Genomic DNA, 13,792 nt, shown 5'->3' with positions numbered 1-13,792 from the left:
GCTTCGTCGCCTGGGCGGCCCGTTGCGGGGGGTGGGGGTCCCGTAGCGTGGGTGTGTGGCAGGTTCCAGCGAGCGGGCGCGGCATTGGCAGTACGCCGAATTGCCCGGGGTTGATCTGCTGCGGGCGCGGTATGTGCGGAAGACGTTTGCGCGGCATACCCATGAGCACTTTGTGATCGCCGCCATCGCGGACGGTGTGGAGGTCTTTCACCATCGGGGGGCCGATCAGTATGCGGGGGCGGGTGCCCTTGCGTTGGTCAATCCGGATACGGCGCATACCGGGCGGGCGGGGGTTCCCGAGGGGTGGCGGTACGGGGCCGTGTACCCGTCGCCGGAGGTGGTGGCCGAGATCGCGGCCGAGACCACTTTGATCCGGGGGACGCCGGGGTTCGTGAGTCCGGTGCTGGATGATCGGTACGCGGTGAGGCTGGTGCATCAGGTGCTGCGTGCCGCTGACGAGGGGAACGCGCTGGCTGCCGACACGTTGCTTCGGGTCGCCGTGACCCGGCTGCTGCGGTTGAACGGTGCGGCTCTGCCGCAGCGGGAGGTGCGGACGGCGGGTGCTCGGGTCGCTGTACGCGCGCGTGAGGTGCTGGAAGGGCGGATGGCCGAGCCGCCGAGTCTGGAGACGCTGGCTCTTGATCTTGGCAGCAGTCCGTTTGCCTTGCTGCGGGCGTTTCGGGAGCTCTACGGGATGCCGCCGCACGCCTGGCTGACCGATGCGCGGGTGCGTGAGGCTCGGCGGCTGTTGGACGGGGGTGTCTCGCCGGCGGACGCGGCCGTCGCGGTGGGGTTCACTGATCAGCCGCATCTGAACCGGCATTTCACCCGGATCGTCGGCGTGCCCCCGGGGGCGTATCAGCGGGAGCGCAAGAACGTACAAGACGCGCGGGAGTGACCGGCCTAGCGTCGCGGGCGTGGCAGAACAGAAAGCTCTTGAAGGTCTCCGTGCCGAAGGAGACAAACCGGATGGCGTCGTCGTACGGGACGCGCTGGGCGTCGGTGTCGCCGTCGGACTGTCCGGGTTCGCGTTCGGAGTGACGTCGGCGGGCAGTGGGCTCACGCTCGTGCAGACCTGCGCGCTCAGTCTGTTGGTGTTCACGGGAGCGTCGCAGTTCGCGCTGGTCGGGGCGCTTGCGGCCGGTGGTGCTCCGTTGACCGCGGCCGCCGGTGCCTTCTTCCTTGGGGTGCGCAACGCCTTCTACGGGCTGCGGCTGTCGCAGTTGCTGAGCCTCACGCGCGCGATGCGGCCGTTCGCCGCGCAGTGGGTGATCGATGAGACGGCTGCCGTAGCGCTGGCGCAGCCGACGCGGCGCAGTGCGCGGATCGGGTTCGTGGTGACCGGGCTCAGTCTGTACGTGCTCTGGAACGTCACCACGTTGCTCGGTGGGCTCGGGGCGGAGGCCATGGGGGACACCGATGCCTGGGGGCTGGACGCGGCCGGGCCCGCTGTCTTCCTGGCGTTGCTCGCGCCGATGCTGAAGACCGCGACCGAGCGGGCTGTCGCAGGTCTTGCGGTGGTGCTGGGCCTCGGGTTGCTGCCCGTGCTGCCCGCTGGTGTGCCCGTCCTGGTGGCCGCTCTCGCGGCGCCGGTCGTGCTGTGGGCGCAGGGGCGTCGCGGGGGAGACGTACGGGAGGGGGAGCGGTGAGTACCTGGATCGCGATCGGCGTCACCGCTCTCGGTTGCTACGGCGTCAAGCTCATCGGGCTGCTGGTGCCCGCGGGCGCTCTGGAGCGGCCTCTCATACGGCGGCTTGCCGCACTGTTGCCCGTCGCCCTCCTCGCTGCCCTCACGGCTCAGCAGACGTTCGGGGAGGGGCATGAGCTGGTGCTGGACGCGAGGGTGGCAGGAGTCGCGGCGGCTGCTGTGGCGCTCGTCCTGCGGGCACCGTTCCTGCTTGTCGTCGCGGCCGCGGTGGTGGTGACGGCAGGGGTACGGGCCCTCGGCGGGTGAGGCTGGTCAGCCGATGTGACGGCCGTACGCGCGGAGCGTGCGCAACGCCTCGATCGTCACCATGGGGCGTGCCTCCAGGGCGGTGCCCGGAGCCCACTGACGCCATCGGATCGGCCAGCCGCCGTCCTCCTGCTGCTCGCCGGCCAGGTGGTCGAGGGAACGGCTCATCTCGTCGTCCGTGAACCACGCGCGCGCGAAGGAGTGCGGTGTCCTCGCGTAGTGGTGCGGGAAGTGGTGCTCGTCGGGGGCGTAGCCGGGGGAGACCGGGTACGCGTCGAGGTCGTCCGGGTCGAGGGCAGCAAGGCGCTGTTCGCGCACCAAGCGGCCAAGGCGGTCTGCGGCCGCCTCCGCGCGCGGGCGGTCGGGAGCGGAGTCCAGGAAGGCCACCGCGGCCTCGATCTCGTACGGATGGGACTTCTCCAAGGACTCGACCGCCTGCCAGCAGAAGTCCGTGGCCCGGAACAACCAGGCGTGCCAGACCTCGTTGCGGTGCAGCAGGCCGACCACCGGCCCGGTGGCCAGGAGCGAGCTGGGAGCGTCCTCCACGATCGGGATGAAGGGCGCCGTCGGGTAGCCACGCTGGCTGGGGTGGATCGCCGGAAGGGCACCGTCCGGGGTGGAGACCGAGGTGAGGTAGCGGCACACGCGGTCCACGCGCAGTCCGCCGCAGCGTTCGACGGCGTCCAGGACCTGCAGTGCGCGACCTGTGTGAAGCGGCTGACTGACCGGGCCGCGCAGGTCGGGCTCGAGAGCGTGGCCGTACCCACCGTCCTCGTTGCGGTAGGCGTCCAGCGCGGTCTCCACCGGGTCGGCGGCGCCGTTCAGGAAGTGATACGCGAAGAGGCGCTGTTCGAGTACGCGCGCGGTGAGCCAGACGAACTGCTCGGCGCGGAAGAGCGGGGAGCGCGTCGGGGGCGTCGGGGTGAGTGGAGAAGCTCCGGTTTCGGGCATGCGACAGACCGTAGGGCGGAAAGCGGTCTCGACAAGCGGTCCCGGCACAGGCCCACTCTCAGGGGCGGGATACTGGGCGCATGCGGTTGACGCTCCACAGAGTGTCGTCGCCGACCGAGTAGCAGCCATGGAAGTAGCGCACTCCGTGAGTGCGGTGGAAGGTGGCCGGGAGCCGGTCGGGCCGGCCGGCCTAGCCCAGCAGGCCTCAGAGGTCGGACGGATGCCGAGCGGGCCGAACTCGTCGAAGGCGAAGGTGCGGTCCGGACCTTCGTGGATCGCGTACTCGACGCGGTCGAGTTTGGCGTCCTTGTTCGGGTCGGTGGACTCCTTCCGCGTCTTGGTGCGCTGGAAGGTGATCTGGCGCCGGATCAGCAGCGTCCTCAGCGCCTCCCGACCGATCCGTCGCACCGCCCTGGAGCCCGGCGCAGGTAGGAGGCGAGTTTCCGCACCGACCAGTGCGTGAACGGCATGCCGAGCGCGCTCGGGCGAGTGGTGGCCGTCAGGATGGCGAAGTCCTCGCCGTCACCGTCGAGCAAGCGGGGACGGCCTCCCGCCCAGCGAGGGTCCAGGCAGGCCAGCCCCTGTCGTTGAAGGCATGGATCACGTCGCGGACGGCGTCCTCGTCGGCCTGCACCAGCTGGGCGACGACCGGGGCGGTGTTCCCGCCAGCCGAGGCCAGCCCCATCAACGCTCTCTCGCCGTGACCGGCGTGCGGTTTGGCGCATCGTCGCTGTCGGAGGAGCAGCAATGATCAGGAACCATGCACAGCCACCGGTGATCGAACTGCGGCAGGCCGCCCTGACGTATCCGGGGCCGCCCCCCCGGTACGCGCTTCGGCCCTGCGGCCCAAATCATCCAGCGCGGTGAGTTCGTGACTGTCGTGGGACCGTCCGGCGCCGGAAAGTCCACGCTCCTGAACGTGCTCGGGCTGCTCGACTCTCCCACGGAGGGTGCGTACCTGCTGGACGGCATCGACGTGGGCGGGCTGAGAGACGCTGAGCGGACAGTACCGCGCGGACAACGCATCGGTTTTGTCTTCCAGGGCACCGTGACCGTCGCAGCGATCCGGCTCTGGCTTCGGAGGTAGATCCATTATCTCGGTGCGGGCAGGTTGACGCGATACGTCGCACCCGGCACGTTCACCCAGGGCCGCATCCGGGTCAGCCAGCGCGAGCTGATGCCCTGTAAGGCTCTGGCGCTCCTGCTCGTCCTGCTGCGCGGCGTCTGCCGTCGGCGGGGCGCTCGACTCGACCGACATGGCACACCTCTTCCTGCTCTGTTGTAGTCACGCTCCGCATGCGGAAGCGGCGGGTTGGTCACCATGAGTAATGAACGAGGTGGGCGCGCGAGAGCATGCAACGCCCCAAGCGGCCGTCCGACGCCGGGTGAGTGCCTGGTCCGGTCCCGGACGCGCTTCATGCCCTCGATGTCCCGCTTGGCAGCGGCCACCGGCTGCTGGGTGAGGTCGTGCTAGCCCTACCCGCCGCCGCCTGACGTCGTACCGATCAGAGGTAGTCGCGCGTCGGACATCAGCGTCACCTCCACCTGACGCCATTCCCCTCATGCTCGTGATCGAACGATGCCGGCACCCGGCCATCAGGCGTGAACCGGGAGCCGGTGGAGTGGCCGCCGCGGATCGAATGGAGAGAGGCTTGAGTAGGAGCTGCGACCAGGTGGGGTGCCGACGGAAGGGAGGAAGCCATGAAGGTCGGAGTGCTGACCGGCGGCGGCGACTGCCCTGGCCTCAATGCTGTTATCCGCAGCGTCGTCCGCAAGGGCGTGCAGAAGTACGGCTTCGACTTCGTCGGAGTGCGGGACGGCTGGCTCGGAGCGCTGGAGGGCAGGCTCGTACCGCTGGACATCGACCGGGTGCGCGGGATCCTGCCTCGCGGCGGAACCATCCTCGGGTCCTCCAGGACCAACCCGCTCAAGCACGAGGACGGGGCGCAACGCATTCAGGACACCCTTGCCGCGCACGGCGTGGACGCGCTCGTCGTGATCGGCGGCGAGGACACGCTGGGTGCGGCCACCGAGCTGAGCCGTCAGGGGGTCGATCTGGTCGGCGTACCGAAGACCATCGACAATGACGTGTCCGCCACCGACTACACCTTCGGCTTCGACACGGCCCTCGGCGTTGCGACCGAGGCCATCGATCGCCTCCATACCACCGCCGAGTCGCACATGCGCACCCTGGTCTGTGAGGTGATGGGGCGACACTCCGGGTGGATCGCGCTGCACGCCGGTATCGCGGGCGGCGCCAACGTGATCCTCATCCCGGAGCGGCGGTTCGACATCGATCAGGTCTGTGAGCTGGTGAAGAGCCGATTCCAGATCAACTACGCGCCGATCGTCGTGGCAGCCGAAGGGGCTGTTCCGAAAGAAGGGCAGATGTTCCTCAGGGATCAGTCGCTGGACGAGTACGGTCACGTACGCCTCTCCGGCATCGGCGAGTGGCTGGCCCAGGAAATCTCACGGCGCACGGGCAAGGACGCCCGCACCACCGTCCTCGGCCACATCCAACGCGGCGGCACCCCCAGTGCCTTCGACCGGTGGTTGGCCACGCGCTTCGGGCTGCACGCCGTGGAGGCGGTCAAGGACGGTGACTACGGCAAGATGGTGGCCCTGCACGCCACCGACATCGTCCGCGTTCCCCTCGCCGAGGCCACTGCGGAGACCAAGAAGGTCGATCCGTCGCTGTACGACGAGTTCGAGGTGTTCTTCGGTTGAGCCCCGGGGCCGACCGCATCGTATTGGCCCGGTGTGCCAACCGCACGCCTTCGGCCGGGGCTCCGCGCGCGGACGGCTGGCCGAAGCCGCACCTGATGGCGGCGTCAGGTCATGGCGGTTCAGGGTCCCGTCAGCCCTCTGACGCCGTCCCAGTGCGAGCGTGAACGTGCTCGCCCCTCATCTCCTCCGACTGCCGAAAGCCTCATTCAATGAGATGCCCAAACAGCGAGTAGTGGCAGGCGATCGCGGATGAGACCGTGCGTTCGCGGAGTCTCTGTGTCACAGCCCCTTCCGGAGCGAGGATGGAAGGCAGGGAGTGAACGTGGCAGGGATCGTGGTGCAGGACAACGACCTCGTGGTGCGCCTTTCGTGGTGGGAGAAGGCTGCCGCGCACCGCGGAAGCGTGCGTGTGCCGTTGGCGGCCGTGTGCCGGGTGACGGTGGAGCCGGACTGGTGGCGTGCCCTGCGTGGAGCGGCTTTGTACGGCGTCTGGATTCCTGGCGTCCTGTGCGTCGGCGCACGGGGGCACTCAGGCGGACAGGACTTCGTGGCGATACGGCCCGGCAGGTCCGTGGTGTGCGTCGAACTGCGGTCCTCGGCTTCCTTCAGCCTCCTGGCCGTCTCGATGCGGGACGACGTGGAGGCCACGGCGGAACGGCTGAGGCGTTCCGCACCGGATCTCGACGCGTCGACCCCTTGGCGGCAGCCCCTTCCCGTCGCCGCGGAGACGGAGACCTCTTGGAGGGGGCTGGCCAGGACTGGCCAAGAACGGAAACCGCCGAGGCGAGCGGCACATTGACGACGGAGATGGCCGTGGGAGCCGTCAGCTCAGGCCGTCAGGCATGCGCGATGTAGTCGTACCAGTCGGTGATCGGGTCGGTCAGAGCCTTGTCGTCGTAGAGCCTGAAGTACACGGCCTCACCCTCATCGAGGTCGTCGTCTTCTCCCATCTCAATCCTGTTCATATCGAGTTCCTTGGACGTCCCCGGCGCCCAGTACGTCGCCTCCTTCTTGAGGCCCTCCCACCAATGCGCCCGGACGTAGATCGTGTCGCCGTCGTTCTTGCCGTCGTAGACGTACAGCACCTCGTCCGACGGATGGAACTCGACCTGCGCCACGGCGGTGCCGTTCTTCTCCACGACCAGCTTCAGAGCTTCGCCGCCGGCGTCCTCCTTGAAGCCGGTGTAGTCGAGGCCGCTGTTGTTCGAGCAAGGGCAGTCGCCGGTGTTGTATTCCCAGCTCCGGACCGACAGGTCCGAGTTGTCGTAGGCACTCGACGTGGTCGCGGAGACCCCCGTGAAGGCGACAGCCATTCCAAGTGAGATAGCTATTCAAGTCGGCGAACGTGGCGAAGAAGCTGGGAACGCCTGTTGTCAGCACGTGGACGGCGAGGGTGTCGGAAGTCAGGGGGGAGGCGTCGAAGCGAGCCATGAGCGCGGGTGGGTAGCCGCGGTGGCCGACCATCCGTAGTCGGCCCTCCTGAGCGGTCATCAGGGCGAGGGCTTGGGCGCCGAAGACGGCAGGACCTGGTCGGCGACTTTCTCGACCACGTCCTGCACACCGACGGCCTAGGTGAGGGTGGTAGCCAGATGCATCAGGTGGTAAAGGGCGGTGGCACGAAGCGGGCCGGCTTCGGGAGCGGGGGGTGGCAGTTGGGGCGAGGGCGTGGTGTGGGCTGAGAGGGCGCGGACGATGCGCACGCTGATGCCGGATGCGTCCGGGTAGAGGTGGAAGGACAGCCAGTGGTTCGGCGGGCGCCGGGCGGTGCAGGACGTGGCCTGGCGGCTGAGCACCGCGGCCCGGTAGCGCGGAACCGCAGTATCTGGAGCAGCTCCGTGTCGGCGCCGAACTCATCTCCGCTGGCGACTGTGCCCTCCGCCCCCCACAGCGGCGAAAGGCATACGGGCCTGCGGGACATCGGCACAGCCCTTGCGCCGCCGCCCTCCGGCGCATCCCTCCAGCGAGGGAAGGCGCAGGGTGATCGTTCGTAACGGTCCGTTTCCGGTCGCGGACGCGAGGGCACTCGTGATCGGTGCTGCCCGGCATGCCGCTGAGCGCACCGCGGACTACGTCGACGCTCGGCTGCCGCTTTCGGAGGGTGACGGGCTCCTGCACACGGCGTTCCCGACTACTGGTCTTTCCTGCTGGTCCTGCGAGATCACCCTCAAGATCACCCTCTACAGCTTCGTCGTCCTGTTGCTGACCGGCGTCTGGCTGACCCTCTTCTTCCACCCGTCGATGGCGGAGGTCGTCTACCACGGCTCGTACCGGCCGCTGAACGGTGTGCGCATGTCGGAGGCGTACGAGTCGACGCTGGACATCAGCTTCGACGTACGCGGCGGTCTGCTGATCCGGCAACTGCACCACTGGGCGGCGCTGGTCTTCCTCGCCGCGATCGGGCTGCATCTGTTGCGGATCTTCTTCACCGGCGCGTTCCGCAGGCCCCGCGAGGTCAACTGGCTGACCGGTGTGACCCTGTTCCTGCTGGCGCTGGGCGAGGGCTTCGCGGGCTACTCGCTGCCGGACGACCTGCTGTCGGGCACGGGCTGCGGATCGCGCAGGGCATCATGCGCATCGCCATGCCGGGGGCGCGCAGGCACAGGATCGTGGTGATGAAGTTGACCGCGCCGAGCGTGGTGGACACGCCGGTCACCACCAGCCCCATGGTCCACAGGTCAACAGCTGAAGCCGGGGCGGGCGAGTTCGGCCGGCATCAGCAGTGCGAGGACACCGCCGAGGAGGAAGAAGCCGAAGGAGGTCGTCAGATAGAGGTTGCCGATCACCTTGTGGTCGGTCGTCGTGGTCCACCGCAACAACGCCCGGCCGAAGTGCCCGCGCGAGCGGGGCGGTGTCTCACGCGCCGGGTCGGTCCTGCTGTCCACCGCCACGGGCCGCTGGGTACCCGGGCGAGGAGGGCGTCAGTCCTGCGGTCCGCGGCATTCACCCGTGCGCCTCAGACGTCCTCGGGGCGGTGCGCGATTTTGACCGGTACGGCGGCCCTGCCGGTCCCGCGATCGCCCGTGCGTACCGGCTAGAGTCCCAGTTGTAGGCCGCTGAGCAGGGAAAATCCATGAGTCCGGGTGCCTTCTAGCCGTCGCGCAGGAGGTTGTCAATACCCGACACGTGCGCAGAAGTGTGATGGGGCGTCAGCCTAGTCCCCCGAACGGCTCCATTGCCTCGCCAAGTCACTGTTGCGCGCGCCTTTCTGACGATCCGTCACAGAGCTGATGTCGGGCGCTCCAACGCCCAGTCGGCCCATTTTTGCTGCTCCTCACACATTTCTGAGGTGGCGACAGAATTAGGCGTGAGTATGTTCATTCATACCGGCCGGCTCGGCTGACATCCCTGAGAGATGGAGAGAAATGCCTGTGAAAAGGAGAATCGGTCTGCGTACGCGTACCGTTGTGGGGATCGCATTGTCGGTGGGCGTCACCGTCATTGCCGCAACCAGTGTGAACTACGCCTCGGCTTCGAGTTCCGCTTCGAAGTCCGCTCCGTCGGTGCAGGAGCCTCTTGCCGCTGTCCCCCGGGGCGGCGACGGTCAGACGGACTTCAACTACCAGAACGACCACAACGGAGGCCGTCAGAGAGACGATGACGGGCGGATCTACGTCAACGAGCGGACGTTCTCGGCAGAGTCGGGCGTATGCACTGCTGTGATCAGCAGTCCGGCGGTCACCTTCAACGTCCGAAACGAGAGTGACAGGACCGTCGAATTCTTCACCGGGATTACCTGCGACAATGGCGCTGCAATTGCGACCATTGGGCCCGGTAATTCCAGCAGTGCAATTGCCGGCACCGCGGTCTTCGACGGTCTGGTGGTGCCATTCGCGTTGGTGGGCAGCTTCCGAGCGATCGACAAGGACAAGCGTCATCACTGATTTCACGTGGACCAGGTAGCGACAGCTGTCCGTGTGGCACATGTCCCCGGCCCCGCAGTAGCAGGGCCGGGCGGTGCCCGTTGGGCAGCGGAGTGAAGCCCAGGCCGGCGCCGGTTCGGGCCAGACCAGGAGAACAGGGCCGGGGCCCGGTCGAAGGCGAACCGGCTGGCGGAGCCGCGGCCGCTTCACCGGCGAGGAGGACCGAAATTGGTGGCAGGCGCGAAGAAACTCCTCGCAGTCCGCGAGCCTGGTCGCGATCACCTGCGGCGCCGGTGACCCAGAGGGAGCCGGGAGCGAGCATGGCGACTTCGACCTCGCTGCGGCCTGCAAGTCCAGGTCGTGCGGCGAGGGGGTGGGGCGGACGCCGGTCGGCGCTGTCACCATACGTAGTCATACCGGCAGGCCCGACGGGTACGAAGTCGGCACGGGAGTGTCACTTCGCGTGGAGCTTCAGCACGGCGCCGTCCTTGTTGACGGCAATGGCTTTGACGGTGAACTCGTCGCCGCCCCTTTCGCCGAACTTTCCGGTTCCGCCCGTGCTCAACCAGATTTCCCCCACCCCGCCCTTGGATCCGTCGTTGCGCACCGTGGCCTTGGTCTCCGTCAGCGATACGCGTACCTTCCACGGACCGATCATGAGGTGCACCTTCTTCGTCACCAGGATCTCGCAGGCCCCGTCCTTGCAGGCGCCGACGTCCGTGCCGTCCGCGGCCTTGGGCAGTGGTCCGGACGGGGCGCACTCGGGCGCGGTGTCGTACGCGGCCGAGAGCTGTGGGTCCTGCGCGGCCACGGCGGCCAAGTCAGGTTCGGGCACCTTCAGGGACGCGATCAGTTTGCCGACGCGCTCGGCCCGGTCGACCGAGTCTTCTGCGGGGCTGGTGTGCCTGCTCGAGTCGGTGAGGTCGGTGACCTTCGGCCGGACCCTCGCCACCTCCTTGCTCAGGTTGCCGTGCAGCCGGTCCGCAGCGGCGATACCTGACGGCCGTAAGGCGTCGAGCCCCTCGGCGACCTGGTCGAGGGACGACGACGTGTCCCAGAGGTAGCCCATGGCGGTCAACTCCGCTGCGATCAGCGCGTCCGCGGGCGGATCTGAGATGTCTTCGACCCCGATGGCGCTGTTCGTCTTCATCGTCTCGAAGAGCTCCGTGGCCTCACACATCTGACCGGCCCACTTCACCAACGCCCGGCTTGGTTCGGCCGACTTCGACGCGGTGGACCGCGAGGCGCTCGCCGCGACCCCGGCTGAACCGTCGTCGTCCGCCGTGTCCGACGAACACCCGCTGACGACCAGTGCGACCCCTGCCGTCAGCAGGGCGACGAGCCCCATCCCTGTCTTCATCGGCATTGCTCTTCCCCTTCTGTACACAGCTTCGGCCAGCCGCTCGAATCATCTGGCCAGGCCTTCGGGACCCCTCCCAGTGATCCGGATCAGCCACCCGAACGGGTGAGGCGAACTTACGGCGATCGTCAATCGACGTACGTCTCAATCCAGTTGAAGACCCTCTGGGGGAGGGGGGAGACGTACGTCTGTTGCATCTGGTGGCGGCCTGTTCGGACTGGTCCAGGAAGGTGGACCAGTACGGATGGCCCTTCTCGTCGGGTACGGGGAAGTAGGCGCGGGCCGCGGCAACACCGCGTGCGATGTCGCGGCAGACCGGACGCACTCGCGCGTGTGAAGACGTGGCTCGACTGCCGGATCCCGGCGAGGCGGCCCGCATGTGTGTCCGGCCGAGGGCAGTGCTGATCACCAGCCCGTGACGCCAGGATGTCGTGGACGCACAGGGAACTGGGCTGGAGGTGGAGACACGCATGCGGCATGGATCCTTGGGGCGCGCCCACCATGGGCACCGCGGTCGGCGGTGCCTGGCACGGGTTGCCCACGCTGGCGGATGGTGAGATCGGCCGCGTGCTACTCCCCTCCGTCGCCGGGACCATGGGCCGGCCACGGCGCAGGCCCGACGCCTTGCTCGCGGACCGCGGCTTCGACCATGACAAGTACCGGCGTCTACTGTCGCAGCGCGGCATCCATCCGGTCATCGCCGCACGCGGCCAGCCCACGGCTGCGGCCAGGGCATCTTCCGGTACGTCGTCGAGAGAACGATCGCCGGGCTGCACGGCTCCCGCCGCCTGCGTATCCGCTGGGAGCGACGCGACGACATCCACGAGGCGTTCCTCGACCTCGCCACCTGCCTCAGCACCTACCGACACGTCCGACGCCTCGCCTCTGCGGGACTCATCGGCAAAGTGGACCCCGACCCACTGGAGCAGGTGGGAGCCGTCGTGCGAGTTTGCCTTCCGTGCCCTGCGCCACACCGACGCCGGCGTCCAGCTCGAAGCCGCGAGTCGATCGTCTCTCTCGCCCGCTGGCTCGGGCACGCCGACCCTGGCTTTACTCTGCGTACATACACGGACTTCATGCCCGACGCGGGCAGGCGAGGTCGCGCCGCCATGGATGCTTGGTTCAGAGGGGAGGCGAACTCCCTGGAAACCCCTGACGGCCATGCGGGGACCGTGAGAGGTGGGAAACATGCAGGTCAAGGTGTGTACGGAGCGGAATTCATGCGGTTGACGGTCTTCTGGGAGCGGATGGCGGACCACTTCGGTCCGGGATACGCCGACACCTTCGCGCGCGACCACGTGATGGCGGAGCTCGGCGGGCGCACGGTGCACGAGGCGCTGAACAGCGGCTGGGAGGCCAAGGACGTGTGGCGTGTGGTCTGCGCCGTCATGAACGTTCCGGGGGAGAAGCGCTGACAGGTCACGAAGATCGCAGTACGGCAGCCGGTTGTCGGCGGCGTGGGCGACACTTGCTCCGTGGCACGCACTGACGAGACCGGGCAGCCCGCCCGGCACACATCGCCGTTCGGCACGACGCCGCCCACCCCGCCGCCGGGCGAGGGCGCCGCCGGGCCGGACGCCGGCATGCCTCGCTGGCTTCCGCGTGCCATGGTGCTCGCGCTGGCACTCGTCGGCGTGTTCCAGTTGGGCAGCTGGGCCTTTCACCAGCTCACCGGGCTGCTGATCAACATCCTCATCGCGTTCTTCCTGGCTCTGGCCATCGAGCCGGCGGTGAGCTGGATGGCCTCGCGCGGCATACGCCGGGGTCTGGCCACCGCCATCGTCTTCCTCGCCGTGATCATCGTGTCCGCCGGGTTCGTGACGCTGCTGGGGTCCATGCTCGCGGGCCAGATCATCAAGATCGTCGAGGACTTCCCGAACTACCTCGACTCCGTCATCAACTGGATCAACGCGCACTTCCACACCGAGCTGCGCCGCGTGGACATCCAGGAGGGCCTGCTGCGGTCCGACTGGCTGCGCAACTACGTGCAGAACAGCGCCACCGGCGTCCTGGACGTGTCCGCCCAGGTCCTCGGCGGTCTCTTCCAGCTGCTGACGATCACGCTGTTCTCGTTCTACTTCGCCGCGGACGGTCCGCGACTGCGCCGCGCGCTGTGCTCCGTACTGCCGCCCGCCAAGCAGGCCGAGGTGCTGCGCGCGTGGGAGATCGCCGTCAACAAGACGGGCGGCTACCTGTACTCGCGCGGCCTGATGGCGCTCGTCTCCGGCATAGCCCACTACATCCTGCTGGCGAGCCTGGACGTGCCGTACGCGCCCGTGCTCGCTGTCTGGGTCGGTCTGGTCTCGCAGTTCATCCCCACCATCGGCACGTATCTCGCGGGCGCGCTGCCCATGCTGATCGCCTTCACGGTCGATCCCTGGTACGCGCTGTGGGTGCTGATCTTCGTCGTGGTCTACCAGCAGTTCGAGAACTATGTGCTGCAGCCCAAGCTGACCGCGAAGACCGTCGACATCCACCCAGCGGTCGCCTTCGGATCGGTCGTCGCCGGCACCGCCCTCCTCGGCGCGGTGGGTGCGCTGATCGCCATCCCGGCCATCGCCACGCTGCAGGCGTTCCTGGTGGCGTACGTGAAGCGTTACGACGTCACGGACGATCCCCGGGTTCATGGGCACCGGGGCCGAGGAGCGGGGCGGGGGCTGGTCACGCGCGCGCGTGCGCTGTGGGCCCATCGGCCGGGGGCGGCGAAGCCAGGGGCGGGCGCCGGGGGTTCCGGGGGGAGTTCCAGGGAGAACTCCGGCTGAGGAGAGCGGGTGGTCTGCCCCGGGCGCGTGTGGTCCGCCTGGGGTGAATGCTCTCCCTGGGCGGCTTGCTAGTGGCCCGCTGGCGGGAGTGGCGCATGGCCGGCCGGGCCGGGATTCCGGGGTGTCCAGGGCCGCGAACGTAGTCTCGTAGGTGACGTGTGGTGCGCTTGACACAAAA

At 68.2% G+C, this 13,792-nt stretch carries 10 protein-coding genes and 7 pseudogenes; 11 read left to right on the top strand and 6 right to left on the bottom strand.

The window, feature by feature from the left end:
• Positions 1-55 precede the first annotated feature (55 nt).
• The 3 genes and pseudogenes from ACZ4UU_RS39090 to ACZ4UU_RS39080 form a co-directional block, all read left to right on the top strand.
• Positions 56-895 (top strand): annotated as a pseudogene (locus tag ACZ4UU_RS39090) (AraC family transcriptional regulator); the annotation flags it as partial.
• Positions 896-917: 22 nt separating this feature from the next.
• Positions 918-1,649, top strand: coding sequence for an AzlC family ABC transporter permease (locus tag ACZ4UU_RS39085; protein WP_471908172.1), 732 nt, complete (start codon positions 918-920; stop codon positions 1,647-1,649).
• Positions 1,646-1,954 carry an AzlD domain-containing protein gene (locus ACZ4UU_RS39080; RefSeq protein ID WP_471908171.1) on the top strand — a complete coding sequence of 103 codons (309 nt, stop codon included), beginning with the start codon at positions 1,646-1,648 and terminating at the stop codon, positions 1,952-1,954. The genes ACZ4UU_RS39085 and ACZ4UU_RS39080 overlap by 4 nt, the downstream gene beginning before the upstream one ends.
• Before the next feature lie 6 nt (positions 1,955-1,960).
• Here the strand turns inward: ACZ4UU_RS39080 and ACZ4UU_RS39075 are convergent, their stop codons facing one another.
• Complete coding sequence (locus ACZ4UU_RS39075; RefSeq protein WP_471908170.1) at positions 1,961-2,905, bottom strand: hypothetical protein; 945 nt, start codon at positions 2,903-2,905, stop codon at positions 1,961-1,963.
• A 76-nt stretch (positions 2,906-2,981) separates the two neighbouring features.
• Positions 2,982-3,599 (bottom strand): annotated as a pseudogene (locus ACZ4UU_RS39070) (helix-turn-helix domain-containing protein); the annotation flags it as partial.
• Positions 3,600-3,652: 53 nt separating this feature from the next.
• Here ACZ4UU_RS39070 and ACZ4UU_RS39065 point away from each other — a divergent pair.
• From ACZ4UU_RS39065 to ACZ4UU_RS39055, 3 genes and pseudogenes are all read left to right on the top strand, one after another.
• Positions 3,653-3,947, top strand: a pseudogene (locus ACZ4UU_RS39065) (ATP-binding cassette domain-containing protein); the annotation flags it as partial.
• A 659-nt stretch (positions 3,948-4,606) separates the two neighbouring features.
• On the top strand, positions 4,607-5,632 hold the full coding sequence (locus tag ACZ4UU_RS39060; protein ID WP_471908169.1) for a 6-phosphofructokinase: 1,026 nt from the start codon (positions 4,607-4,609) through the stop codon (positions 5,630-5,632).
• A 322-nt stretch (positions 5,633-5,954) separates the two neighbouring features.
• Complete coding sequence (locus ACZ4UU_RS39055; RefSeq protein WP_471908168.1) at positions 5,955-6,431, top strand: hypothetical protein; 477 nt, start codon at positions 5,955-5,957, stop codon at positions 6,429-6,431.
• A gap of 37 nt (positions 6,432-6,468) precedes the next feature.
• Here the strand turns inward: ACZ4UU_RS39055 and ACZ4UU_RS39050 are convergent, their stop codons facing one another.
• Positions 6,469-6,945 (bottom strand): hypothetical protein, encoded by a 477-nt coding sequence (locus ACZ4UU_RS39050; RefSeq protein WP_471908167.1) that lies wholly within the window; start codon positions 6,943-6,945, stop codon positions 6,469-6,471.
• A gap of 19 nt (positions 6,946-6,964) precedes the next feature.
• A pseudogene (locus ACZ4UU_RS39045) lies at positions 6,965-7,449 on the bottom strand (PAS sensor protein); the annotation flags it as partial.
• A gap of 208 nt (positions 7,450-7,657) precedes the next feature.
• Between ACZ4UU_RS39045 and ACZ4UU_RS39040 the strand changes: the two are divergent.
• Positions 7,658-8,202 (top strand): annotated as a pseudogene (locus tag ACZ4UU_RS39040) (cytochrome b N-terminal domain-containing protein); the annotation flags it as partial.
• Here ACZ4UU_RS39040 and ACZ4UU_RS39035 read toward each other — a convergent pair.
• A pseudogene (locus ACZ4UU_RS39035) lies at positions 8,193-8,520 on the bottom strand (aa3-type cytochrome oxidase subunit I); the annotation flags it as partial. The pseudogenes ACZ4UU_RS39040 and ACZ4UU_RS39035 overlap by 10 nt on opposite strands.
• 516 nt (positions 8,521-9,036) lie before the next feature.
• Here ACZ4UU_RS39035 and ACZ4UU_RS39030 point away from each other — a divergent pair.
• Positions 9,037-9,513, top strand: a complete 477-nt coding sequence (locus ACZ4UU_RS39030; protein WP_471908166.1) for a hypothetical protein — start codon at positions 9,037-9,039, stop codon at positions 9,511-9,513.
• 433 nt (positions 9,514-9,946) lie between these two features.
• Here ACZ4UU_RS39030 and ACZ4UU_RS39025 read toward each other — a convergent pair whose 3' ends face one another.
• Positions 9,947-10,858: a hypothetical protein gene (locus ACZ4UU_RS39025; RefSeq protein WP_471908165.1), complete on the bottom strand. Its 912-nt coding sequence runs from the start codon at positions 10,856-10,858 to the stop codon at positions 9,947-9,949.
• Positions 10,859-11,425: 567 nt separating this feature from the next.
• On the opposite strand from ACZ4UU_RS39025, the pseudogene ACZ4UU_RS39020 reads away from it, so the two are divergent.
• The 3 genes and pseudogenes from ACZ4UU_RS39020 to ACZ4UU_RS39010 form a co-directional block, all read left to right on the top strand.
• Positions 11,426-11,733, top strand: a pseudogene (locus ACZ4UU_RS39020) (transposase family protein); the annotation flags it as partial.
• 339 nt (positions 11,734-12,072) lie between these two features.
• Positions 12,073-12,267: a DUF3046 domain-containing protein gene (locus tag ACZ4UU_RS39015; RefSeq protein ID WP_030046916.1), complete on the top strand. Its 195-nt coding sequence runs from the start codon at positions 12,073-12,075 to the stop codon at positions 12,265-12,267.
• 60 nt (positions 12,268-12,327) lie between these two features.
• Positions 12,328-13,614 (top strand): AI-2E family transporter, encoded by a 1,287-nt coding sequence (locus tag ACZ4UU_RS39010; protein ID WP_471908164.1) that lies wholly within the window; start codon positions 12,328-12,330, stop codon positions 13,612-13,614.
• Positions 13,615-13,792: the final 178 nt, after the last annotated feature.

Source organism: Streptomyces sp. NPDC028907 (assembly GCF_055564995.1).
Note: the sequence above shows the minus strand (reverse complement) of the source record. Positions and strands in the feature narration are given on the sequence as shown.

Excerpts from the sequence above, each read along its gene's own strand:
- ACZ4UU_RS39025 (WP_471908165.1), bottom strand. The coding sequence starts at position 10,858 with ATGCCGATGAAGACAGGGATGGGGCTCGTCGCCCTGCTGACGGCAGGG.
- ACZ4UU_RS39075 (WP_471908170.1), bottom strand. The coding sequence starts at position 2,905 with ATGCCCGAAACCGGAGCTTCTCCACTCACCCCGACGCCCCCGACGCGC.
- ACZ4UU_RS39015 (WP_030046916.1), top strand. The coding sequence starts at position 12,073 with ATGCGGTTGACGGTCTTCTGGGAGCGGATGGCGGACCACTTCGGTCCG.
- ACZ4UU_RS39060 (WP_471908169.1), top strand. The coding sequence starts at position 4,607 with ATGAAGGTCGGAGTGCTGACCGGCGGCGGCGACTGCCCTGGCCTCAAT.
- ACZ4UU_RS39050 (WP_471908167.1), bottom strand. The coding sequence starts at position 6,945 with ATGGCTGTCGCCTTCACGGGGGTCTCCGCGACCACGTCGAGTGCCTAC.